Raw genomic sequence first — 23416 nt, forward strand, 5'->3', positions numbered from 1 at the left:
GACACGGAAGGAATCATCATGTTCAAGAAGAACCCGACCTCCGTGCGCCTGACCTTGCGCGCCCTGGGCTACCTGCTGAGCTACCCCGATGCGCAGTTGCGCAGCGTGATGCCGCAGCTGATCGACGCGCTGCAGGCCGAGCAAGCCCTGACGGCTGATCGCATGGATGAGCTGAAGGCAGTGTGCGAGCACCTGGCTGCACTCGACCCGCTGGAAGCCGAAGCCCGCTACGTGGACAACTTTGATCGAGGTCGCCAGACCTCGCTGCACCTGTTCGAGCATGTGCACGGCGATTCGCGTGACCGGGGCCCGGCGCTCATCGACTTGTTGCAGACCTACGAGAAGGCAGGCCTGCAGTTCCAGGCCGAGGAGCTGCCCGACCACCTGCCGGTGGTGCTGGAGTTTGCCTCTACCCAACCGCCCGAAGTGGCCAGGGAGTTTCTGGGCGAAATGGCCCACATCCTCAATGCGCTGTTCAGCGCCCTCGTGGCGCGCAACAGCCCCTACGCCAGCGTGATCGCCGCCGTGCTCGAAGTCTCGGGCCAGCGTGTGCAGTCGGTGGCGCTCACGCCCGAGCCGCCCATGGACGAGGTCTGGGCCGAGCCCGAAGCGTTTGGCGGTTGCAGCACCCAGGGCCAGTCCAAGCCCGACCAGCCGCAGCCCCTGCATTTTGTTCGTACCCCCCGCGCCGAGCGGGCACCCGAAGGAGTCTCAGCATGACCACCTGGCTTGACACCCTGCTGTTTGGCATCTATCCGTACATTTGCCTGGCCGTGTTCTTCATCGGCAGCTGGGCGCGGTTTGACCGTGACCAGTACACTTGGAAGAGTGATTCGTCGCAGCTGCTGCGCACCGGCAGCCTGCGCTGGGGCAGCAACCTGTTCCACATCGGCGTGCTGTTCCTGTTCTTCGGCCACACGGTGGGCATGCTCACGCCGCACTTTGTGTACGAGCATTTCATGAGTGCGGGCGCCAAGCAGCTCATGGCCATGGTGACGGGAGGCCTCGCGGGCACGCTGGGCTTCATCGGCCTGTCCATCCTGCTGCACCGCCGCCTGTCGGACCCTCGCATCCGCGCCACGTCCAAGACCAGCGACATCCTGATTCTGGTGCTGCTGTGGCTGCAACTGGCACTGGGCCTGGCCACCATTCCGCTGTCGGCGCAGCATCTGGATGGCTCCATGATGATGAAGCTGGCCGAGTGGGGGCAACGGGTGGTGACCTTCCGCAGTGGCGGGGTGGAGCTGCTGGCCGAGGCGGGCTGGATTTTCAAGGCCCACATGTTCCTGGGCATGAGCATCTTCCTAGTCTTCCCCTTCACCCGTCTGGTGCATGTGTGGAGTGGCTTTGGCACGCTGGCCTATGTGCTGCGCCCCTACCAGGTGGTGCGTGCGCGCCGCTTGAACCTGCCCCCAGGCCACATGCAGTCGCAAGACCGCCGCGCCTGAAATCCACCGACTATCAAGGAGCACACCATGAGCGGATGTGGAACCGGGAGCTGCGGATGCGGCTCCACTGACAGCGGCGTGGCGGCAGCACCTGCCAGCACGCTGACCCCGACGCAGGCTGCGGCCTACGAGGCCCTGGTGGCAACGATGGACGATGTGCCCCAGCAAGCCACCCTGGCACCACCAGCCGGCGCCATGGGGGGCGGGGGCTCGGTGGCGGCCGAGGTGGCACGTGTCAATGGCGTGGCCCTCAACGCCCCGCACGAGTCGCTGGACGAAGAGGCCCTGCGCCAGCGTGCATGTACGGAGCTGCTGCGCCAGGCGGCCCAGCAGGCGGGGTTGCTGTCGGCCGACGATGTGCCGGGTGCCCTAGGCGCCATCAGCGTCCAGGCCTCCGATGCCATTGAGCAGTTGCTGGAGCGCGAGCTGGACCTCCCCGATCCTTCAGAAGAAGCCTGCCGCCGCTACCACGAGGCCCATCCTGCGGCCCATGCCCAGGGGGAGCGTGCGCAACTGCGCCATGTGCTGTTTGCGGTGACGCCGGGCGTGGATGTGAAGCAGCTGCGCCTGCGGGCCGAGGCCTTGCTGATTGAACTGCGCTGCGCCGACGATGGCGGTGCGCAGTTCGCCAAGGCCGCCGCCCAGTGGTCCAACTGCCCCAGTGGCCAGCAGGGTGGCGACCTGGGCTGGCTGACCCGCCCCGACTGCGCCCCCGAGTTCGCCCGCGAGGTGTTTGGCGGTGCTGAGATCGGTGTGCTGGCACGCCTGGTGCACAGCCGCTTTGGTCTGCATGTGGTGGAAGTGGTGGCCCGCGACCCGGGGCTACAGCCCTCGTTCGAAGAGGTGCGCCAAGCCATTGCGCTCACCCTGCGCCAGCAGGCCTGGGTGAATGCGTTGCGCCAATATTTGCAGCTGCTGGCGGGCGCCGCCGTGGTCGAAGGGGTGGCGCTGGACGCGGCCGACACACCGCTCGTACAGTAGTTGCTCCACACACCACCGTTATCTGATTGCCTGCCCATGCCCGACGAGTTGCTGGACCGCTTGCGCCGTTTCCATGACGACGCTTTCCCCCAGTATCGCCAGCAGTTCCAGGCGCTGGTGGACGAAGGGCAGCATCCCACCACCTTGTTCATCGGGTGTTCCGACTCCCGCCTGGTGCCCTATCTGCTGACTGGTGCGGGGCCGGGCGAGCTGTTTCTGGTGCGTAATGTGGGGGCGTTCATCCCGCCGTACGACGGGTCGCATGGCCACCATGGCACCACGGCGGCCATCGAGTTCGCAGTGCTCAACCTGCAGGTGCGCCGCATCGTGGTGTGCGGCCACAGTCACTGTGGGGCCATCAAGGCGATGTATGGTGAGGTGTCGCCCGAGGCCCCCAACCTCAACCGCTGGCTGGACCTGGGGCGCGAGGCACTGTTGCCCATGCAGCCGGGTCCCGAGGTATTGCGCCGCACCGAGCAGCGCGCGGTGGTGCTGCAGCTGGAGCGCCTCATGGAGTACCCCATGGTGCGCAGCCGGGTGCAGTCGGGCCAGATCAGCCTGCACGGTTGGCACTATGTGATCGAGGACGGCGAAGTGCATGTGTTCGATGTCCAGACCGGTGGATTTGTCCCCGCTTCGCAGTCGGACCACAGCGGCACCGGCCCCTACCAGCCCTACGTGGAGCATGATGGGCAGGTGCTGGTGGACGAGTGAGCGGCCACTGACTTGCCATGGCGCTGCATTCGGAGTGGAATGAGCGCTCCTTGACGGAACGCAACCCCGTTTCAGCCTGAAACCCAAATCATCGGCCCCCATGAAACGCGAACCCCAGCCCCCACTCAACCCCACCTCGTCCCTGCAGCCCATCAGCCTGGATGTGCTGCGGGAGAAATACCTCAAACCCGGCGAAACCACGGCCGACGAGCTGTACCAGCGCGTGGCACGGGCCCTGGCCTCGGTCGAAAAACCCGAGCTGCGCGCAAAGTACGAGGCCCTGTTCCTCGCCAACCTGAAGGCGGGCGCCATCGGCGCAGGCCGCATCATGAGCGCAGCAGGCACCGACATCCAGGCCACCCTCATCAACTGCTTTGTGCAGCCCGTGGGTGACTGCATCCAGGGCGTGGATGAAGAAGGCTTTCCGGGCATCTACGAAGCGCTGCGCGAGGCGGCCGAGACCATGCGCCGTGGCGGGGGCGTGGGCTACGATTTCTCCCGCATCCGCCCCAAGGGCGCACAGGTGAAGGCCACCGCCTCCATGGCATCGGGGCCGTGCAGCTACATGAACGTGTTCGACCAGTCCTGCTCCACCGTGGAGAGCGCTGGCGCACGCCGGGGCGCGCAGATGGGCGTGCTGCGCATCGACCACCCGGATGTGCACGAGTTCATCACCGCCAAGCGCACGCCAGGCCGCTGGAACAATTTCAATGTGTCGGTGGGTGTGTCGGACGAGTTCATCCAGGCCGTGCAGAACAACGCACCGTGGGAGCTGGTGCACAAGGCCCGCCCCGGCGCCGCCCTGCTGGCCCAGGGTGCCCACCAGCGTGCCGATGGGCTGTGGGTCTATGCCACCGTGCCCGCGCGCGAGCTGTGGGACACGATCATGAAGTCGGCCTACGACTTTGCCGAGCCTGGCATCCTGTTCCTGGGGCGCATCAACGAAGACAACAACCTGCATTACTGCGAAGACATTGCGGCGACCAACCCCTGCGGAGAGCAGCCGCTGCCGTCCTATGGCTGCTGTGACCTGGGCCCCATCATCCTCACCCGCTTTGTGCGGCACCCCTTTGGCTTTGGGGGCGTGGCCGCGTTTGACTTTGACGCATTTACCCAAGCCGTGGCACTGCAGGTGCGCGCACTCGACAACGTGCTCGATGTGACCTACTGGCCGCTGCCGCAGCAGCGTGATGAGGCCATGGCCAAGCGCCGTATTGGCGTGGGCTTCACCGGCATGGGCAACACGCTGGCCATGCTGTGCCTGCGCTACGACTTGCCCGAGGGCCGCACGATGGCGGCACGCATTGCCGAGTGCATGCGCGACGCCGCCTACGCCGCGTCGGTGGATCTGGCGCGCGAGAAAGGTGCGTTTCCAAAGTTCGATGCGCGGGGCTACCTGGCGGAAGGCACGTTTGCGAGCCGGCTGCCCGAATCGCTCAAGGCCGCGATCCACCAGCACGGCATCCGCAACAGCCACCTGTTGTCCATCGCGCCCACGGGCACCGTGAGCCTGGCCTTTGCCGACAATGCTTCCAATGGCATCGAGCCGCCGTTCTCGTGGATGTACAAGCGCAAGAAGCGCGAGTCCGACGGCAGCACCACCGAATACGCGGTGGAAGACCATGCCTGGCGCCTGTACCGCGAGCTGGGCGGGGATGTGGAGGTGTTGCCAGACTACTTCGTCTCGGCCCTGGCCATGCCGGCCGAAGGCCACATCGCCATGATGGAAGCCGTGCAGCCCTTTGTGGACACGGCCATCTCCAAGACCGTCAACATTCCCGCGGACTACCCCTACGAAGGGTTCAAGGACCTGTACCTGCAGGCCTGGCGCGCCAAGCTCAAGGGCCTGGCCACCTACCGGCCCAACAGCATTCTGGGTTCGGTGCTCGAAACCCATGCGGAACCTGCGCCCGCACCCGCAGCGGCGCCTGTGGTGCCACCCGCACCCCCGGTGGACCCCATGCGCACCGTGATCGAAAGCCGTCCGCAAGGGGGCCTTTCAGCGGTGGCTGAGAAGCTTGAATACTGGACGCAGGAAGGCCACAAGACCCTGTACCTCATCGTGTCCTTCCTGCCCGTGCCCACGGGCGTGGGCAACGGTACGGTGGACCGCGCCATCGAGTTCTTCATGCCGGTGGGCCAGAGCGGCGAGTCGCAGCAGTGGATCACGTCCAGCATGCGCATGCTGTCGCTCGCAGCGCGTGGCGGTTTTCTGGAGCGGGCGCTGTCGGACATGCGCAAGGTCGCCTGGGATCGCGGCCCGGTGCGCCTGGGCACCCACCGCAAGGACGACGGCACGCTGGTGCCCATGTGGCACGACTCCGAAGTGGCGGCCATGGCTTATGCCATCCAGAACATCCTGGCGCGCCGCGTGGCCGACCCGGTGCAGCAGCAACTGCCGCTGGACGAGCCCACGCCACCGCCCGTGGCCGTGCCCCAGGCCATGGCGGGAAAGAAGTGCAGCGAGTGCGGTGCCCATGCGGTCATCCGCAAGGACGGCTGCGACTACTGCACGCAGTGTGGGCACCTGGGGAGCTGTGGATGAACGGTCGGGCTCGGCATCGGCCTTCCCGGCACACACGGTAAGCATTGGAAGGATTCCCCATGTCTGTCATTCCCTGGCCGTTGAACCCTTCGTCTCGCGCGCAGCCTGCTGCGGCGCGGGCCAGTGCGCCTGACGATGTGGCCGGGCTGGCGGCGGCGCTGATCCAGTCACGCCAGACCATTCTGCCCAAGCGCCTGGGCGGGCCAGGCCCCAATGCGGCCGAGCTGGCGCAGATCCTGCAGGCCGCAGCCCACGCGCCAGACCATGGCCAGCTGCTGCCCTGGCGCTTCATCCTGGTGCCGCAGGCCGCGCGTCCGCCGCTGGCCGATGTGTTTGCGCAGGCCCTGCTGGAGCGCGACTCTGCCGCCACCCCCGAGCAGGCCGAGCAGGCACGCGAGAAGGCGTACCGCTCCCCGGTGTTGCTGTTGGCAGTGGTGGATGCCGAGCGGGGCGACGCCGAGATTGATCTGGCCGAGCGCACCGTCTCTGCCGGCTGTGCCGTGCAGAACATGCTGCTGATGGCCACCGCGCAAGGCTACGGTTCGGCACTGACCAGCGGCAAGGCGCTGAAGGCGCCGCGCCTGCGGGCCTTGTTCCAGCTGGCGGCCTTCGAGCAGGCCTTGTGTTTCATCAGCATCGGCACCGTGTTGTCGCGCAAGGCGGTGCGCGCACGCCCTGCGGCAGGCGCCTATGTGAGCACACTGGATGCCAAGCGGGGCGTGGTGCCTGGATTTTGAAGCGCGCTGGTGGCCCCCACCTTTCATTGATTGCGAGACCTTTTCATGGATATTTCCAGTTTTGACGACCTGCTGCAGGCCGCACGCATGCAACCCGAGCCGCAGCGCCTGCTGTTCGTCTTCGCGGCGGTGGAGCTGCCCAACGACGCCACCCCGGCGCAGCGCGCGCGCTTCGAGGCCGGGCAGGGCGGTGCCCTGGTGCCGCTGATGTGTGTGGACAAGACGCCGCAGGAACTGGCATCGTTCGACGCACTGGTGACCGAGGCCCGCCAGTTCACCGCCCCGGGCCACGACTGGGCCATCGTGTTTGCGGCGGCGATGTCCGGCACGCTGAACCAGGCGCCCAGCAGCGCCGATGCCGAGGCGCCCTTGCAGCGCATGGTGGATGCGATCAAGGGTGGGGCGCATGGGGCGTTCATTCCGTTCGACCGCCAGGGCCACCCTGTGCGGTTTGGCTGAGGCCTGCCATGGCACAGGCGTCCGTACCTGCGTCCGCATCCGCATCCGTATCCGTATCTGCTGCCGCGCCAAGGCATCTGCCCGGCTTCAGCGCACCGGCCGTGGGCTTTGAGCAGCCTTTTGCCATGCTGGAGGCCTGCCACGAGCGCGTGCAACGCACGCTGGATTTGCTGGGCCGCTTGCGTGAGCATGTGCGAAAGCAGGGCGTTGACAACGATGCCCGCCAGGCTGCGCGGGATGTGCTGCGTTATTTCGACATCGCAGCACCGCTGCACCACCAGGACGAAGAACTGCATGTGTTCCCCCTGCTGCTCGCCCAGGCCACGCCCGAGGTCCGGGCGCTGGTCACGCGCCTGCAGCACGACCACGTGGCCATGACCACCGACTGGGCAGCGGCCCGGGCCGGGCTGCAAGCGTTGCTGGATGAAAGCGCCACCGGCTTCACGCCCCAGGACGAGGCCGCGCTGGACCGTTTTGCCATGCGGTATGACGCCCACATCGCCGCCGAAGAAGGCGTGGCCTACCCTGCTGCTGCCACTTTGCTGCCGCCCGCGTCCCTTGCGGCGATGGGGCAGGAGATGGCTGCGCGGCGGGGTGCGATCTGATTGCTATTAAAAATATAGCTGCAAGCGCATATTCGACTGGCGCAAGAGGCCGCTAGGGCTGAAATTTGGCGCCAGCTGCCCCCAGGGACTGCTTGGCGCACGGTGCCACGCGGCCGTTGCCCGGTGGCGATGCCAGCCGTTCCGTCTGGGCAGCGCCTTGGCGGCTGCAGGGCCAGCGGCTCGCGCGATACTGCGGGGTTGCGCGCGCGACCCGCCGCGCCTGTTTGCCTGCCTGCCTGCCGTTTCCTGTATGCGCCCCCTCTTTATTGTTCGCACCCTGGCCACCCTGGCCTTGGCGTGGGCCGCTGCCGCTGCCTGTGTGGCCCTGCAGACCCCGCTGCCCTGGATGATCGGCCCACTGCTGGCTACTTCTGTCGTGTCGATGGCCGGCGGCCCCACCGAAAGCTGGGGCCCGCTGCGCAACGCCGGGCAATGGACCATTGGTGCTGCCCTGGGCCTGTATTTCACGCCCCAGGTGGTCGCGCTGATCGGCGGCCTGTGGTGGGCCATCGTGCTGGGCATTGCGTGGGCGCTGTTCCTGGGCTGGCTGTTTGGTGCCTGGCTTTACCGCGTGCATGCGCCCCGCATGCACGGTGTTCCTGCACCGATGCTGCGCGCCACCAGCTACTTTGCCGGCGCGATTGGGGCGGCGTCCGAGATGACCTTGTTGTCCGAGCGCGAAAACGCACGCACTGACCTGGTGGCCGCCAGCCACAGCCTGCGGCTGCTCATCGTCACGGTGACCATTCCGTTTGCGCTGCAGTTCAGCGGCCTGCACGGCCTCGATATCCTGCCGCCCACGCTGCGGGTGGTGAACTGGCCGGGGCTGGCGCTGATGGCGCTGCTGACCGGTGTTGGGGCGTTGCTGATGGACCGGCTGGGCCGCGCCAACCCGTGGTTCATGGGGGCGATGCTCGTGTCCATGGGCCTGACCATGGCGGGCCAGAGCCTGTCGGCGGTGCCCCAGGGCATGGTCAACGCAGCGCAGCTCGTGATCGGGGTGAGCCTGGGCGTGCGGTTTCGCGCGGAGTTCTTGCACACTGCGCCGCGTTGGCTGGCGTCGGTGGCGCTGGGCACAGTGGCGTTGATGGGCGTGTGCGCACTGTTTGCCGCTGCCCTGGCCTGGGCGACGGGGCTGCCCTGGGTCACCTTGCTGCTGGGCACTTCGCCCGGCGGCATCACCGAGATGGCCATCACGGCCAAGGTGCTGCAGCTGGGGGTGCCCGTGGTGACGGCGTTCCAGGTGTGCCGGCTGATTGCGGTGTTGATGCTGGTGGACCCGCTGTACCGGCGGATTTATCCGCCCAGCGCACACGAAGGCTCGGTGGGCTGAGCTAACGCACCGGCCTTTGTCGTGGTGTCAGTGCACCACCACCGGGTTTTGCGCCAGGCCCGCGTAGCGGTCGAGTGCATCTTCCACTTCCTCCTGGGTGGGCGTGTCGCGCTGCCAGGCCAGGATCTGTTCCTGGAACATCTCGGCCCAGGAGCCGTCCAGGTACACCTCTTTGCCGGAGCGCTTGTCCACGATCTCGAAGCCGTGGCGTGCAAGCTGGGGAACGGCGGGGGCAGTGTCGTTGAGCACCTGGGCGCTCTTTTTCTCCACGGCATCGGGCAGCATATGGACCACCACGAAGGATTCTGAGTCGTAGAGCATGTGCATCGTGTTCCCCTTGTCGATATAGATGTCAGATGACAGCGGGTGCGCAGAGTTCAAGGGCCTTTGAACAGGTTCTTAGGTAAACCACGGCTTTAGTCCCCTGCTACGTTGCAGTATTTCATGAAAAACGGAGCACGCCGGGTTCGCGGGGGTTTTTTGCCCGGATGGCGTATGGGCGCAACACTCCGTGCGGCGCGAGCCATCGGAGGCAGTGCTTTGAACAGGTTCTCAGGGTGGGCTGCTGGCGCGCAGCAGCAGGTCGGCGAAATCGCCGTTGGCCTGGGTGAGCTTGATGCGCACGGGCAGATAACCCAGCCCCGGCGCCACCCAGAGTTCGGCCTTCTGGTCGTAGTCCTTGCGGGGCAGGCGCAGCAGCTTGAGGGCAGGCGTGGGCCCGGCGGGCAGGTCCAGGGTTTCGGGGCCTTCCACGGTGAAGGTCCAGCGGTCGGCGCTGCGGGCGCTCACCGTGGTCAGCGTGATCTGGGTGCCAGGCACAAACCGGCCCGGGTCTGCGGCCAGCATAGCGCCCAGCTGGATGAACAGGCTCAGGCGGTCCTGCACGCCCGGCCCTGCCGCCGCGTCGGGCGTGTTGGCGCTGAAGGTGACACGGCCCTTGGCGTAGTCGAAATGGGCGGCCTGCTCGCTGCGGGATTTGTCAGAGAACTTTTCGGGCAGCAGCCCCTGCGCTGTGACCGTGCCCACGCTGCGCTGCGTGCGGGTACCCACCAGGAAGGCGCTGATCTCCTGGCGCGCTTCGTAGCGATTGCCGTCGTGCTGCCACAGCAATTCGGCCCGGGCGCTGTAGGCGAACTTTTTGGCCTGGCCGCTCACATCAAACGCGAGGCGCGTGGGGTCGGGCATGCGCACGGGCGGCGGTGGGGTGCTGGCACTGCGGCCGGTGCCTCCGGGAGGGCGGATGTCCACGCCCGTGCCGGTCTGGGCGTCTTCGGTGGCAGGCTCTGGCGGGGTTGCGGGTGCTGATGCCGGAGGCGCAGGCGCCGGGGCGGCGTCGTTGGCAGGTGTCTCAGGAGTTGCACTGGCTACAGTGGTTGCGGCACCGGTGTCCGCAGGCGCGTCGGCCCCCGCGACGGGAGCAACCGCCGGTACGGGATCGGGACGGTCCAGGGCTGCAGGGGCTGGAGGGCGCGTGGGGGAGGGCGTCTTTTTACGGGCTGGGGGCTGCGGTGCGGCTACGGGCACGGCGGTCACGCCGGAGGGCGCAACGGCCGGTGGGGGCGGTGCGGGCGCGATGCTGCGTGTGCTGAACACCTGGCTGGACGGCTGCGCAGGGCTGTCCCAGGCCAGGGGCATGCCGCTGAGCACCAGCCAGTGCAGGGCCAGCACCAGGGCCGTGATGAGAACCAGCGCGCGCCGTGGCATCTGCTCGCTGCTTGCGTGTGGGTAACGGGGCCGTCAGGCGCTGCCCGCGCCCAGGTCGCTGGACAGCTGGGCTGCGGCCGCGCGCAGTGGCGCATCAATGGCGCCGCCCCATTCGGGGTCAAAGGTGGCGATGGAGCCCAGCGTGGTGATGCCCAGCTCCAGGTGGCCATCGGCGTCGAACACTGGAGCGCAGAAGGCGACGATGCCGGGCAGCAGCGTGTCCACCACGCGGGCGGCGCCGCGCTCGCGCACCTCGGCCAGCAGTGCGTTCACTTCGGCCATGGTGGCGGGCAGGTCGGTGCGGCGCATCTTCACGGCGCGGGCCAGCTCCTCTTTCAGCAGCGGCGCCACCACCTCGGGCGACATGAAGGCCGCAAAACACCGCCCTGTGGCCGACGACAGCAGCGGCATCACGTCGCCCAGGCGCAGGTTGGCGGTGACGGCCTGGGGCGATTCCTCCCAGTGCACGATGGTGGGGCCGTGGTTGCCCCACACGGCCAGCGCCAGCGTGTGGCCGATGGTTTCCATCAGCGCGGGCATGCGTTCGCGGGCCAGGCGCACGCCATCGAGCCGCGTCAGCGAGGCCAGCCCCAGCTTGAGTGCGGCCGGGCCCAGGTCATAGCGCGCGGTGCGGGGGTCTTGCGTGACCAGGCCCAGGCGCTGAAAGCTCACCAGATAACGGTGCGCCTTGGCCGCGCTCATGCCCGCCGAGGCGGCCACATCCTTGAGCATCAGCGGTCCGCGCGAGCGGGTCAGCCCCTCCAGCAGGGCAAAACCCACCTCGACCGATTGAATTCCTGCACGTTCTTTGTCCATGTGCACTAAAATTTGCGAGTTTTGTTTAGTTAAATCAATTTACCCAAGCGTAATTTTCGCTAGCGGTGCCCATCAACCCTTCTGAGACAAAGGTCCTGCCACCATGAAACTCGCTACCTACAAAGACGGCTCGCGCGACGGCCAACTGGTTGTCGTCTCCCGCGACCTGGGCACGGCCCATTATGCGACCGGCATTGCCAGCAAGATGCAGCAGGTGCTGGACGACTGGGGCTTCCTGTCGCCCCAGCTGCAGGACCTGTACGACCAGCTCAACAGCGGCCGCGCACGCCACGCCTTCCCCTTCGACCCGGCCCAGTGCATGGCCCCGCTGCCCCGCGCCTACCAGTGGGCTGACGGGTCTGCGTACATCAACCACGTCGAACTGGTGCGAAAAGCGCGCAACTCCGAAGTGCCCGAAAGCTTCTACACCGACCCCCTGATGTACCAGGGCGGCAGCGACGACTTCATCGGCCCCTGCGACGATGTCGTGGTGCCCAGCGAAGCCATGGGCATCGACTTCGAGGCCGAGATCGCCGTCATCACCGGCGACGTGAAGATGGGCACCACCGCCGACCAGGCGCTGGACGGCATCCGCCTGGTGATGATTGCCAACGACGTGAGCCTGCGCAACCTGATCCCGGCCGAGCTGGCCAAGGGTTTTGGTTTCTTCCAGAGCAAGCCCGCCACCGCTTTCGGCCCCGTCGCCGTCACACTGGACGAGCTGGGCGACGCCTGGGACCACGGCCGCGTCAACCTCACCGTGCAGTCCACCTGGAACGGCCGCAAGGTCGGCATGTGCGACGCGGGTCCTGAAATGACCTTCCACTTCGGCCAGCTCATTGCCCACATCGCCAAGACGCGCAACGTGCGCGCCGGCTCCATCGTGGGCAGCGGCACCGTCAGCAACAAGGGCGTGGAGCAGAACGGCCGCATGGAGTGGCCCAAGGGCTACAGCTGCATCGCCGAAAAGCGCTGCATCGAAACCATCCAGGACGGCAAGCCCAGCACCGACTTCATGAAGTTTGGCGACACCATCCGCATCGAGGTGAAAGGCAAGGACGGCACCAGCATTTTTGGCGCCATCGACCAGACCATTGCCGCACCGGCCGCCTGAGGCCCCGCAGAGCAAATTTTGAATAAAAACGGCTGCATGCGCTAGAGGAATATGCGCTTGCAGCTATCAAATTCATAGTATCAAGGAGACAACCCCATGCAACGCCGTACCCTCTTGTCCGCCCTGGCCGCCGCAGGCGCCACCACCGCCGCGCCCTGGGCCGCCGCCCAGTCCGCCTGGCCCGACCAGCCCCTGCGCTGGGTGGTGCCGTACCCCGCCGGTGGCGGCACCGACGTGCTGGCCCGCACCGTGGCTGAGGCCATGCGCCAGACGCTGGGCCAGCAGATCGTGGTGGACAACCGCCCTGGCGCATCCACCAACATCGGCGGCCAGATGGTGGCCACGGCCAAGCCCGATGGCAACACCTTCATGTCGGCCGACAACGCCATCCTGGCCTACAACGAACACCTGTTCACCAAGCTGCCGTTCAACCCTGAAAAGGACTTCACCTACGTGGGCGGCATCAGCCGCTTTCCGCTGGCGCTGGTGGTGCACCCGGCGTTTGAAGCCAAGACGGTGAAGGAATTCCTCGCCTACGCGCGCGCCAACCCTGGCAAGCTCAACTACGCATCGCCCGGCAATGGTTCGCCACACCACCTGGCGATGGAGATGTTCAAGAACCGCACCAAGACCTTCCTCACCCACATCCCCTACCGCGGCGCGGCGCCCGCGCTGCAGGACGTGATGGGCGGCCAGGTGCCCTGCATGTTCCTGGACCTGGCCGCTGGCCTTCCCGTCATCACCTCGGGCAAGGTGCGTGCGCTGGCCATCGGCTCGGCCAAGCGCGTGGCCGCGCTGCCCGACGTGCCCACGCTGGCCGAAGCCGGTGTGCCCAACACGGAGGTGTTCGCGTTCCAGGGCATCCTGGCGCCCGCCGGTCTGCCCGCTGCGATCACGGCGCGCCTGAACGGCGACCTGAACAAGGCCCTGCTCAACCCCGCCGTGGTCAAGCGCATGGCCGACTTCGGCATGGAAGCCCTGCCCGGCACGCCCGAGCAGTTCCGCGCCATGGCACGCTCCGAGTCCAAGCGCTGGGGCGAGATCATCAAAGCGGCAGGCGTGAAACTCGACTGACCCCCCTGAGCGGCTGCGCCGCTTCCCCCCAGGGGGACGCACTTGGTGGCCTGGCAAAGCCAGTTCCACGGGTGCACTCGCTTGGCGGCGCGCCCTCTGCGGAGGGTGCAGCGGTGTTTCTTACTCCGGCAGGTGGCACACCGCCTCGATGTTGTTGCCCTCGGGGTCGATGACAAACGCGCCGTAGTAGTGGGGGTGGTAGTCGGGCCGCAGGCCCGGGGCGCCGTTGTCTTGGCCCCCGGCTTCGATGGCGGCGCGGTAGAAGGCATCGACCTGGGCCCGGGTGGCGGCCCTCCACGCCAGGTGGCAGCCCGTGGTGGCGGGCGGGCCGCCGTAGGGCGAGGGGCCGTCGATGAACCACACATCCGCCTTCTTGCCGTCGGGCTCGGACGGAGCCGGGTAGGCATAGCCCAGCATGTTCGAGCCGTAGTTGCCTTCAAAACACAGGCTGTAGCCCAAAGGCGCGAGGGCAGCGGTGTAGAACGCCTTGGTGCGGGCGATGTCGGTGACACGGAAGGTCATGTGGTCCAGCATGGGAGGTCTCCTCGGGTTGTGGTGCCCTGATTTATACCTGAAAGACTGTTTATAAATACAGTATTTTTCAGTCCGACACACAATCTGCCGCGCGGGTGGTGCTACGCCCCCTGCGTGGCCCGCAGGTCTTCAGGCCCACCCCTCCAGCACCAGCTTGCCCCGCGCCTTGCCGCTCTCGATCAGCGCATGCGCGCGCTTCAGATTCTCGGCATTGATCGTTCCAAAGCGCTGGTCCAGCGTCGTGCGAATCAGCCCCGCATCCACCAGCTGTGCCACCTCGGTCAGCAGCCGGTGCTGGCCGATCATGTCGGCGGTGCCGAACAGTGCGCGGGTGAACATCAGCTCCCAGTGCACCGACACTGACTTGCGCTTGAATTTCGTCACGTCGAGCGACACCGGGTCATCGATCAGCGCGAACTGGCCCTGCGGCGCGATGGCCTCCACGATCTGGTCGAAGTGCGCGTCGGTCTGCGTGAGGCTCACGACGATGTCCACCGTGGGGTGGCCGATGCGGGCCAGCTCTTGTGTGAGCGGCTGGCTGTGGTCGATGACGTGGTGGGCGCCTAGGTCGCGCACCCACTGCTGTGTTTCAGGGCGCGATGCGGTGCCGATGATCGTGAGGCTGGTCAGCCGCGCCGCCAGCTGCGTCAGGATGGAGCCCACGCCGCCGCTCGCGCCAATGATGAGCAGCGTCTTGTGGGTGGGCTGCTTGCCGGGCGCCACACCCAGGCGGTCAAACAACAGCTCCCACGCGGTGATGGTGGTCAGCGGCAGCGCGGCGGCTTCGGCAAAGTCCAGCGATTGGGGTGCATGGCCCACGATGCGTTCATCCACCAGGTGCAGTTCGCTGTTGGTGCCCTGGCGTGCGATGGAGCCCGCGTACCAGACGCGGTCGCCGGGCTGGAACAGCGTCACATCAGGGCCCACGGCGCGGACGATGCCGCTGGCGTCCCAGCCCAGCACCTTGTAGTCGGGCCCGTCGACGCTGCGCGAGCTGCTTTTGCGCACTTTCGTGTCCACGGGGTTGACCGAAACGGCGTGCACTTCCACCAGCAGGTCGCGGCCCATGGCCACCGGGTCGGGCAGGGTGATGTCGAGCAGCGACTCGGGGTGGTCGATGGGGTGGGCGGTTTGGTAGCCAACGGCTTTCATGATGGGTTCCTTGAGGTGCAAAGGGCGTTGAAGCGGGGGATATGCGGACTTCGGGAGGGCGCGCGGTGCCGTTTTCAGGCCACTTCAGCCGCGCCAGCCCGGGCCTTGGGCGCAGCCAGCGCATGGGCCGGTGCGTAGTCGCTGTAGCCGTGTGCGTCGCCGCCAAACAGCGTGGCCGCATCGAACGGGGCCAGTGGCAGCCCGGCGGCATAGCGCGCAGGCAGATCGGGGTTGGCAATGAACGGGCGGCCAAACGCCACCAGGTCGGCCATGCCGGACGCGAGGATCTGTTGCGCGCGTTCGGGGGTGTACTGGCCCGCCACCATCACTCGGCCGCTGAAGGCGGTGCGTAGAGCCTGGCGGAATTCATCTGGAATGCGGGGGGCGTCGTCCCAGTCGGCCTCTGCCAGGTGGATGTAGGCCAGGCCCAGCGTGTCCAGCTCGCGCGCCAGGTGCAGGATGGTGGGGATGATCTCTGGGCAGTCCATGCCGCGCTGCGTGATGAACGGGGCCAGGCGCATGCCCGTGCGTTCGGCGCCGGCCTCGCTGGCCACGGCTGTGGCCACTTCGCGGGCGAAGCGGGTGCGGTTTTCCAGCGCGCCGCCATAGGCGTCGGTGCGGTGGTTGGAGGTCGTGCGCAGAAACTGGTCAAGGAGATAGCCGTTGGCGCCGTGGATCTCCACGCCGTCGAACCCTGCGCGCATGGCGTTGGCGGCGGCACGGCGGAAGTCGTCCACCACGCCAGGAATCTCGGCGGCCTCCAGCGCGCGGGGCACGGGGCAGTCGAGCATGCGGCCCACGCCGTCTTCGCCTGCCACCCATACCCGTGCCGCCGGGGCCAGGGCCGAGGGCGCCACGGGCAGCCCATCGGCATGGAAGCTGGCGTGCGACATGCGGCCCACGTGCCACAGCTGCAGCACCATGCGTCCGCCCGCGGCGTGCACCGCTTCGGTCACGCGGCGCCAGCCTTGCACCTGCGCGTCGCTGTAGATGCCGGGCGTGAAGCTGTAGCCCTGGCCTTGGCGTGACACCTGGCTGGCCTCGCTGACGATGAGGCCCGCACTGGCGCGCTGGGCGTAGTAGTCGGCCATGAGCGCGTTGGGCACGTCGCCCGGCTGGCTGCTGCGGGCGCGCGTCATGGGCGCCATCACGATGCGGTGGGGCAGTGCCAGCGGCCCCATCTGCAGGGGGCGGAACAGGGCGGGTGTGGCGGTGTGTGGGGTGGTGGTCATGGCAGGGGCTCGGGTCGGCGGCAGGCCGGTGTGGAACATGACGTGAATGGTGGGCTTTCTGCAATGTTTTTTAAATAGACAGTTGATTGAAAGAATATTCAAAGAAAATTTGAATATCAGCCCCTGGTGGTGGTGTCGTTCCATCGCCGTCGTCTTCCCTTTCTCATCCACCCTCGCCATGAAAAGCCTGCAAGACCTCGACATCTTTGTGCGCACCGTGGACAGCGGCAGCCTTTCGGCCACGGCCCGTGCGCTGGATCTCACCCCCGCCGCCACGAGCGCCGCGCTCAAGCGGCTGGAGGCCGAGCTGGGCGTGGCGCTGTTCGTGCGCTCCACGCGCAGCCTGCGGCTCACGCAGGAGGGCGCGCTGTTTCTTGAGCACTGCCGCCCCGCACTCGCCGCGCTGCAGCAGGTGCAGGGCCAGCTCGCCAGCGGCCGGGCGGGCGAGCTGCGTGGCCTGCTGCAACTGGCGGCCCCGTCCGACCTGGGGCGCAATGTGCTGCTGCCCTGGCTGGATGCCTTCCAGGCGCTGCACCCCGGCATCGACATCCGCCTGCAGCTGTCGGACCGCATGGCCAATGTCTACGGCGAACCGGTGGATGCCGCCTTCCGCTACGGCAAGCCGCAGGATTCGAGCCTGGTGGCGCTGCCGCTGGTCGCCGAACACCGGCGCGTGCTCTGCGCCGCCCCCTCCTACCTGGCAGCGCACGGCACGCCCGATACGCCCCACGCCCTGGCCGCGCACGATGGCCTGTGCTTCATGCTGGGCGAGGACGTGCACGACCGCTGGCGCTTCTGGGACGCATCGGGCCAGGAAGTGGTGGTGCGCGTGCGCAGCCGCAACGTGGCCAACGACGGCGACGCGGTGCGCCGCTGGGCGGTGCTGGGCCGGGGCATTGCGTACAAGTCGTACTTTGATGTGGCCGACGACCTGGCCGCCGGGCGCCTGGTGCCGCTGTGCCCCGGCTGGACCACCGAGGCCGTGCCGCTCTTCCTGGTGGCGCCCAGCCGCCGCCAGTTCACGCCGCTAGTGCGGGCGCTGCGCGACTTCATGGCCGAGCGGCTGCAGGCGCTGATGGAGCGGGCGCCGCACTGAGTGCCTGTTGACGACCCCCTCTGGATCGTCAACAGGCTCCCAGCGCTAGCAGCAGTCGCATGCGCTGCGCCCGATGTGCTGCATGAGGCTCTGCTGGCGGCAGGGCTATCGCACGCGCGACCGGCACCCGGCCCCCGTGCGCCGCACAATCGCGCCCTTGCTGTCGCAACCCAGGGCGGCGCGCCCCCTGCGCCCACCCGCGCGGCCGGGTTCCTGGTGATGCAGCGACGGCCTTTGACGGAGAAAGACCAACATGCTGAATTTCGACTTCCACAACCCCACCCACATCGCCTTCGGCCAAGGCCGCATTGCCGACCTGGCTAAGCTCGTGCCCGCTGCTGCCAAGGTGCTGATCCTGGTGGGCGGTGCCAGCGCCGAAAAGACCGGCACCCTGGCCGAGGTGCGCGCCGCGCTGGGCGAGCGCCAGCACGCCACCTTCAGCGGCATCGAGCCCAACCCGAGCTACGAGACCTCGATGAAGGCCGTGGCGCAGATCCGCGAAGGCGGGTTTGACTTCTTGCTGGCCGTGGGGGGCGGTTCGGTGATCGACGCCACCAAGTTCATCGCGGCCGCTGTCCGTTTTGAAGGCGATGACCCCTGGGCCATCCTCGAAAAGCACGGCCGCAACATCAAGGGCGCCATGCCGTTTGGTTCCGTGCTCACGCTGCCCGCCACGGGCTCGGAGATGAACAACGGCGGCGTCATCACCCACCGCGCCAAGGGCGCCAAGCTGTCGTTTGGCAGCGTGCACACCTACCCGGTGTTCTCGGTGCTCGACCCCACCAAGACCTACACCCTGCCACCCCAGCAACTGGCCAATGGCGTGGTGGATGCGTTTGTGCACACGGTGGAGCAGTACCTCACCTACCCGGTCAACGCGCCCGTGCAGGACCGTTTTGCCGAAGGCATCCTGCAGACGCTGATCGAGATCGGCCCGCGCCTGCTGACTGCCCCCGAGCCGGTGTACGACGACCGTGCCAACCTCATGTGGGCCGCCACCATGGCGCTCAACGGCCTGATCGGCGCGGGCGTGCCGCAGGACTGGGCCACGCACATGATCGGCCACGAGCTGACGGCGCTGCACGGCATCGACCACGCGCGCACCCTGGCCATCGTGCTGCCCGCGCTGCTGAATGAGCGCCGGGTGGCCAAGCGCGCCAAGCTGCTGCAGTACGGCGAGCGCGTATGGGGCATTACCACCGGCAGCGAGGACGAACGCATCACCGCCGCCATCGAGCGCACGCGCGATTTCTTTGAGAGCATGGGCATCGCCACGCGCCTGTCGGGCTACGGCCTGGGCAGCGAGGTGGTGAACACCGTGGTGGCGCAGCTGGAAGCGCACGGCATGGTGACGCTGGGCGAACAGCGCGAGATCACCCCGGCTGTGAGCCGCCGCATCCTCGAAGCTGCGCTGTAAATGGTGGTGGGCGGGGAGGGCGGACCTATGGTCCTCTCTCCTGCTCGCCCCGCCTGCGCTGCGTTTCGCGCCGCGCAGCCGCGTTTCGTCGCAGGGCGCTGGAGCCCGCCCCTTGCGCCGCCTACAGTGCCGTCAAGCCACCTCCTTGGGTGGCATTTGACGAAAGGCGCACCGTGACCCTCATCCTCATCCTGGCCCTCCGCTCCGCGTGGCGCAACGCCCGTGCCCCGTTGCTGGCAGCTTTTGTGGCAATGCTGGCCTGGGCGACACCGGCATCGGCCCAGCACGCCGGCCTGCGCACCCTGGTGGTACCGGGCGCAGAGCCCGTGACCGTGGCGCTGTTCTACCCCACGCCGGTAATGGCGCGCACCCAGCCCATGGGGCCCTGGCGGCCCGTGGTCACGCCGGGCGCCCCGGTGGCAACCGCACCCCTCAAGGGCCTGATCCTCATCTCGCACGGCACGGGCGGCCATGAACTGGGCCACCACAACCTGGCCACGCGCCTGGCGGCCGACGGCTATCTGGTGGCAGCGCTGCGCCATCCGGGCGACAACTGGGAAGACCGGTCGATGATCACCTCGGGCCGCTATTTCAGCGAGCGCCCCCGCCAGGTAAGCCGCGTGCTTGACGCACTGCTGGCCAGCCCCGAATGGGGCCCCCGCATTCCGGCCGGGCGCATTGGCGCCGTGGGCCATTCGGCAGGCGGCTACACCGTGCTGGCCCTGGCCGGTGCGCAGGCCGAACCGGCCCGTGCGGCGCAGCACTGCCGCAGCGTGTCGGACGACCCCGGCTTTTGTAGCCTGGGCAAGCTGCCCGCCCGTGGCCAGACCGCCCAGACTACCAAGGAGGCCCCTGCGGCCGCCACCGCGGCATCCACACAGGCCGGCGCCCCCGCGCTCGATGGTCCGCTGGTCTCGGTGGCAGACCCCCGCATCCGCGCCGTGGTGGCCATGGCGCCCATGGCGGTGGTGTTCACACCAGACAGCCTGAAGGCCATCGGCGTGCCGGTGCGGCTGATGGTGGCCGAGCGCGATGCCGTGCTCACGGGCCAATACCACGGCGGTTATGTGGTGGCCAATCTGCCCTCCGCACAGGCGAGCACCGTGCCAGGTGCAGGCCACTTCGCCTTCATGGCCCAGTCTGTCTGGCCGCTGGCGTCCGAGGCGGGAGACGCCGCAGCCAACCCCGAAGGCTTTGACCGCGTGGCTTACCATGCCACGCTGGAGAACGAGGTGGCGGAGTTCCTGGCCAGGCAGCTGCGCTGAGATGCTGGGGGGCTTACAGCGCGGTAGTACCGTCCTGTAAGCCAATGCCGCAAACCTGCCTGCATCGCGGGACAACGGGCCCTATCGCTGGTACGGTGATGGTTTGGTTTTTCCGATCAATCCCCCCACACCGAAAGCGACTTCCATGGCACACATCCTCATGGTTCTGACGTCCCACGACCAACTGGGCGACACCGGCAAAAAGACGGGCTTCTGGCTGGAAGAGTTTGCTGCACCGTACTACGTGTTCAAGGATGCAGGCGTGCAGATCACGCTCGCATCGCCCCACGGCGGCCAGCCGCCCCTGGACCCCAAAAGCGACGACGAAAACGCCCAGACCGATGCCACGCGCCGCTTCAAGGCCGATGCTTCAGCGAAGCAGCAGCTGGCCAGCACCGTGCCCCTGTCCAGCGTGAAGGCCGAGGACTTTGATGCCGTGTTCTACCCCGGCGGCCACGGCCCGCTCTGGGACTTGGCGGAAGACGCGCAGTCCATTGCCCTCATCGAAAAGACCTTTGCAGCAGGCAAGCCGCTGGCGCTGGTGTGCCACGCACCCGGCGTGCTGCGCCACACCAAGGCGCCCGACGGGTCGCCCCTGATCAAGGGCAAGAAGGTCACGGGGTTCACCAACAGCGAAGAAGACGCGGTGCAGCTGACCCAGATCGTGCCGTTCCTGGTGGAAGACATGCTCAAGGCCAACGGCGGCGTGTATTCCAAAGGCCCTGACTGGGCACCCTATGTGCTGACCGACGGCACGCTGATCACAGGGCAGAACCCGGCATCGTCCGAGCAGGGCGCACACGCGTTGCTGAAGCTGTTGGGGTAAGGGGCCGCGAAGGAACCCTGCACAGCCGCAGATCCTGCGCAGAACGGGTGTTTGCGCAGGTTAAGGGTAAAAATGGCTGCAAGCGCTAGTGGATATTGCGCGAGCAGCTATTGAATGGATAGCAAACCCGGCATCTCAAGCTGCCCTCATGCCGTGGTGCCGACGCGGGCCCCAGCATCCATGCCGGCATCGGCTACGCCTGTGGCCTCCACTTCCACCAGACAGTCATAAAACGTGGGTGCGCGGCCCAGGTCGGTCAGCGCCTGGCTGGTCACCTCGTTCACGTTGGTGCCGTTCAGTCCCAGCTTGCGCCACCAGATGCCCAGGCCGTTGACCACGCCGGGCCGTGCGCGGCGCGAGACGGTGGCGTGGCACAGGTAGCTGCCCCGGTCGTTGAACACGCGCACCACGGCGTCGTTGGCAATGCCGCGTGCTTCGGCATCGTCGGGGTGGATCTCCAGCACGGGGCGGCCCTCGATGTTGCGCAGGCTCTGCACATTCACGAACGTGGAGTTCAAGAAGTTGCGCGCGGGCGGCGAGATCATGGCCAGCGGGTAGCGGGCGTCCGAGCCCTGCAGTTCGTAGTTGGGCAGGTGGTCGGGCAGACCGTCCAGGCCCTGGGCGGCCAGGCGTGCGCTGTAGAACTCGCACTTTCCAGAGGGTGATGGGAAGTTGCCTTCGGCGAACGGCGCATCGGGCAGCGCCAGCGTGGCAAAGCCTTGGCTTTCGAGCAGTGCGTAGTCCACTGCGTCGCCAAACGCCTGGCGGCACAGGGCCTCGTCGCTCTCGGCAAAACAGGGCTCGGCAAAGCCCATGCGCGTCGCCAGGTCGCGGAAGATCTGCGCGTTGCTGCGCGCCTGGCCCTGCGGTGCAATGGCGGGGCGGTTGAGCAGCACGTCGGTGTGGCCGTAGCTCAGGTGGATGTCCCAGTGCTCCAGCTGCGTGGTGGCGGGCAGGATGTAGTCGGCGTAGTCGGCCGTGTCGGTTTTGAAATGCTCCAGCACCACGGTGAACAAATCCTCGCGCGCAAAGCCCTGCACCACCTTGCTGGAGTCCGGCGCCACGGCCACGGGGTTGCTGTTGTAGACCACGATGGCCTCGACCTTCGGGCCGAACGTGGGCGAGGCCTCGCGCAGCAGGTCGTCGCCAATGGTGGACATGTTGATGGTGCGCGGCGTCTTGGCGGGCATCAGGTCGGGCCGCTGCAGCACGCCGCGCTGCGCGGGGAACTGGCCCGAGCTGGACAGCAGCACGCCGCCCGCGCGGTGGCGCCAGGCGCCCGTGAGCGCAGGCAGGCAGGCCACGGCGCGCACCGCATTGCCGCCGCCGCGCACGCGCTGCATGCCGTAGTTCAGGCGGATGGCGGCGGGCTTCGTCGTGCCGTAGTCCTTGGCCAGCTGGCGGATCTGCTCCACCGGAATGCCGCAGACCTCGGCCGCGCGCTCGGGCGGCCACTGCAGTGCGCGCTCGCGCAGCTGGTCCCAGCCCAGCGTGTGGCGGGCGATGTAGTCGTGGTCGAGCCAGTCGTTCTGGATCAGCTCGTGCATCAGCGCGAGGGCCAGCGCGGCGTCGGTGCCGGGGCGTAGCTGAATGTGCTCGTGGCACTTGTCAGCCGTCTCGCTCTTGCGGGGGTCGATGCACACCAGCTTGGCGCCACTGCGCTTGGCCTGCTGCGCATAGCGCCAGAAGTGCAGGTTGCTGCCGATGGAGTTGCTGCCCCAGATGATGATGAGCTGCGACTCGGCAAAAAACTCCACTTTCATGCCCACCTTGCCGCCCAGGGTCTGCGTGAGCGCCTCGGCACCGGCGGATGCGCAGATGGTGCGGTCGAGCTGCGAGGCGCCCAGCTTGTGGAAGAAGCGCCGGTCCATGCTCTCGCCCTGCACCATGCCCATGGTGCCCGCGTAGCTGTAGGGCAGGACGGCCTCGGGCGCGCGCGCGGCGATGGACTGCAGGCGCTGGGCAATGTCAGCCAGGGCTTCGTCCCAGGTCACGGGGGCGAACTGGCCGCTGCCTTTGGGGCCGATGCGCTTGAGCGGCGTGAGCACGCGCTCGGGGTGGTAGCTGCGCTCGGTGTACTTGCTCACCTTGGCGCACAGCGCGCCGTCGGTGTGGCGGTGGTCGGGGTTGCCCTGCACGCGGGTGGCCACGCCGTGTTCGTCCACGGTGGTGAGCAGGGCGCAGGTGTCGGGGCAGTCGTGGGGGCAGGCGCCGCGCACCTGAATCAGTGCCGATGGAGGGGATTTAGCGTCAGAAGGCGTGGGCATTCGGGGGCTGGATCGTTAAACTGGCTGTCAGGGTTGGAACAGGCGTGCATATATGCCCCTGTTTCCACGGGGCTGCCTACCGGCAGTGCAGAGGGGG

At 67.4% G+C, this 23416-nt stretch carries 22 protein-coding genes; 15 read left to right on the plus strand and 7 right to left on the minus strand.

Annotated features, from left to right (window positions below; all coding sequences use genetic code 11):
• The first annotated feature begins 18 nt into the window (after positions 1 to 18).
• The 9 genes from narJ (at position 19) to C8C95_RS11880 (ending at position 8822) form a co-directional block, all read left to right on the plus strand.
• Positions 19 to 720, plus strand: coding sequence for a nitrate reductase molybdenum cofactor assembly chaperone (narJ, locus tag C8C95_RS11840; protein ID WP_116750253.1), 702 nt, complete (start codon positions 19 to 21; stop codon positions 718 to 720).
• Entirely contained in the window at positions 717 to 1448 is a 732-nt protein-coding gene (gene narI, locus C8C95_RS11845) for a respiratory nitrate reductase subunit gamma (RefSeq protein ID WP_116748707.1), read from the plus strand. Before narJ ends, narI begins: the two co-directional genes overlap by 4 nt.
• 195 nt (positions 1449 to 1643) lie before the next feature.
• Positions 1644 to 2429: a peptidylprolyl isomerase gene (locus tag C8C95_RS11850; protein WP_116750254.1), complete on the plus strand. Its 786-nt coding sequence runs from the start codon at positions 1644 to 1646 to the stop codon at positions 2427 to 2429.
• Positions 2430 to 2465: 36 nt separating this feature from the next.
• Positions 2466 to 3143 (plus strand): carbonic anhydrase, encoded by a 678-nt coding sequence (locus C8C95_RS11855; RefSeq protein ID WP_015012284.1) that lies wholly within the window; start codon positions 2466 to 2468, stop codon positions 3141 to 3143.
• A gap of 100 nt (positions 3144 to 3243) precedes the next feature.
• Positions 3244 to 5688 carry an adenosylcobalamin-dependent ribonucleoside-diphosphate reductase gene (locus C8C95_RS11860; protein ID WP_116748708.1) on the plus strand — a complete coding sequence of 815 codons (2445 nt, stop codon included), beginning with the start codon at positions 3244 to 3246 and terminating at the stop codon, positions 5686 to 5688.
• Between the two features lie 59 nt (positions 5689 to 5747).
• The gene (locus C8C95_RS11865) at positions 5748 to 6425 is read left to right on the plus strand and encodes a nitroreductase (protein ID WP_207780599.1); all 678 of its coding nucleotides are present in this window, start codon (positions 5748 to 5750) and stop codon (positions 6423 to 6425) included.
• A gap of 45 nt (positions 6426 to 6470) precedes the next feature.
• Positions 6471 to 6884: a ribonucleotide reductase subunit alpha gene (locus C8C95_RS11870; RefSeq protein WP_116748709.1), complete on the plus strand. Its 414-nt coding sequence runs from the start codon at positions 6471 to 6473 to the stop codon at positions 6882 to 6884.
• Positions 6885 to 7009: 125 nt separating this feature from the next.
• The gene (locus C8C95_RS11875) at positions 7010 to 7489 is read left to right on the plus strand and encodes a hemerythrin domain-containing protein (RefSeq protein ID WP_243415774.1); all 480 of its coding nucleotides are present in this window, start codon (positions 7010 to 7012) and stop codon (positions 7487 to 7489) included.
• Positions 7490 to 7739: 250 nt separating this feature from the next.
• A complete protein-coding gene (locus C8C95_RS11880; RefSeq protein ID WP_116748710.1) occupies positions 7740 to 8822 on the plus strand; it encodes an AbrB family transcriptional regulator in 1083 nt (360 codons plus the stop codon).
• Between the two features lie 27 nt (positions 8823 to 8849).
• Here the strand turns inward: C8C95_RS11880 and C8C95_RS11885 are convergent, their stop codons facing one another.
• From C8C95_RS11885 to C8C95_RS11895, 3 genes are all read right to left on the minus strand, one after another.
• Entirely contained in the window at positions 8850 to 9149 is a 300-nt protein-coding gene (locus C8C95_RS11885) for a DUF3567 domain-containing protein (protein WP_055392879.1), read from the minus strand.
• Between the two features lie 225 nt (positions 9150 to 9374).
• On the minus strand, positions 9375 to 10526 hold the full coding sequence (locus tag C8C95_RS11890) for a DUF3108 domain-containing protein (protein WP_116748711.1): 1152 nt from the start codon (positions 10524 to 10526) through the stop codon (positions 9375 to 9377).
• Between the two features lie 33 nt (positions 10527 to 10559).
• The gene (locus C8C95_RS11895; RefSeq protein ID WP_056059824.1) at positions 10560 to 11342 is read right to left on the minus strand and encodes an IclR family transcriptional regulator; all 783 of its coding nucleotides are present in this window, start codon (positions 11340 to 11342) and stop codon (positions 10560 to 10562) included.
• A 103-nt stretch (positions 11343 to 11445) separates the two neighbouring features.
• Between C8C95_RS11895 and C8C95_RS11900 the strand changes: the two genes are divergently transcribed.
• Positions 11446 to 12456, plus strand: coding sequence for a fumarylacetoacetate hydrolase family protein (locus C8C95_RS11900; protein WP_116748712.1), 1011 nt, complete (start codon positions 11446 to 11448; stop codon positions 12454 to 12456).
• Positions 12457 to 12552: 96 nt separating this feature from the next.
• Positions 12553 to 13530, plus strand: a complete 978-nt coding sequence (locus C8C95_RS11905; RefSeq protein WP_056745756.1) for a tripartite tricarboxylate transporter substrate binding protein — start codon at positions 12553 to 12555, stop codon at positions 13528 to 13530.
• A gap of 120 nt (positions 13531 to 13650) precedes the next feature.
• Here the strand turns inward: C8C95_RS11905 and C8C95_RS11910 are convergent, their stop codons facing one another.
• From C8C95_RS11910 to C8C95_RS11920, 3 genes are all read right to left on the minus strand, one after another.
• Complete coding sequence (locus C8C95_RS11910) at positions 13651 to 14064, minus strand: VOC family protein (protein WP_108499872.1); 414 nt, start codon at positions 14062 to 14064, stop codon at positions 13651 to 13653.
• A gap of 129 nt (positions 14065 to 14193) precedes the next feature.
• Positions 14194 to 15216 carry a zinc-binding alcohol dehydrogenase family protein gene (locus tag C8C95_RS11915; RefSeq protein WP_116750257.1) on the minus strand — a complete coding sequence of 341 codons (1023 nt, stop codon included), beginning with the start codon at positions 15214 to 15216 and terminating at the stop codon, positions 14194 to 14196.
• Between the two features lie 74 nt (positions 15217 to 15290).
• Positions 15291 to 16448 (minus strand): alkene reductase, encoded by a 1158-nt coding sequence (locus C8C95_RS11920; RefSeq protein WP_116750258.1) that lies wholly within the window; start codon positions 16446 to 16448, stop codon positions 15291 to 15293.
• 178 nt (positions 16449 to 16626) lie between these two features.
• On the opposite strand from C8C95_RS11920, the gene C8C95_RS11925 reads away from it, so the two are divergent.
• The 4 genes from C8C95_RS11925 to C8C95_RS11940 all read left to right on the plus strand — a co-directional run bounded on the left by C8C95_RS11925 (position 16627) and on the right by C8C95_RS11940 (position 21052).
• Positions 16627 to 17544: a LysR family transcriptional regulator gene (locus C8C95_RS11925; protein ID WP_099731443.1), complete on the plus strand. Its 918-nt coding sequence runs from the start codon at positions 16627 to 16629 to the stop codon at positions 17542 to 17544.
• A 253-nt stretch (positions 17545 to 17797) separates the two neighbouring features.
• Positions 17798 to 18961, plus strand: coding sequence for an iron-containing alcohol dehydrogenase (locus C8C95_RS11930; RefSeq protein WP_116748713.1), 1164 nt, complete (start codon positions 17798 to 17800; stop codon positions 18959 to 18961).
• Between the two features lie 173 nt (positions 18962 to 19134).
• The gene (locus C8C95_RS11935; protein WP_243415684.1) at positions 19135 to 20226 is read left to right on the plus strand and encodes an alpha/beta fold hydrolase; all 1092 of its coding nucleotides are present in this window, start codon (positions 19135 to 19137) and stop codon (positions 20224 to 20226) included.
• Between the two features lie 145 nt (positions 20227 to 20371).
• Positions 20372 to 21052, plus strand: coding sequence for a type 1 glutamine amidotransferase domain-containing protein (locus tag C8C95_RS11940; RefSeq protein ID WP_116748714.1), 681 nt, complete (start codon positions 20372 to 20374; stop codon positions 21050 to 21052).
• Between the two features lie 146 nt (positions 21053 to 21198).
• Here C8C95_RS11940 and C8C95_RS11945 read toward each other — a convergent pair whose 3' ends face one another.
• The gene (locus C8C95_RS11945; RefSeq protein ID WP_116748715.1) at positions 21199 to 23319 is read right to left on the minus strand and encodes a molybdopterin oxidoreductase family protein; all 2121 of its coding nucleotides are present in this window, start codon (positions 23317 to 23319) and stop codon (positions 21199 to 21201) included.
• Positions 23320 to 23416 lie beyond the last annotated feature (97 nt).

This window comes from Acidovorax sp. 99 (genome assembly GCF_003096455.1).
Lineage (GTDB): Bacteria > Pseudomonadota > Gammaproteobacteria > Burkholderiales > Burkholderiaceae_C > Acidovorax > Acidovorax delafieldii.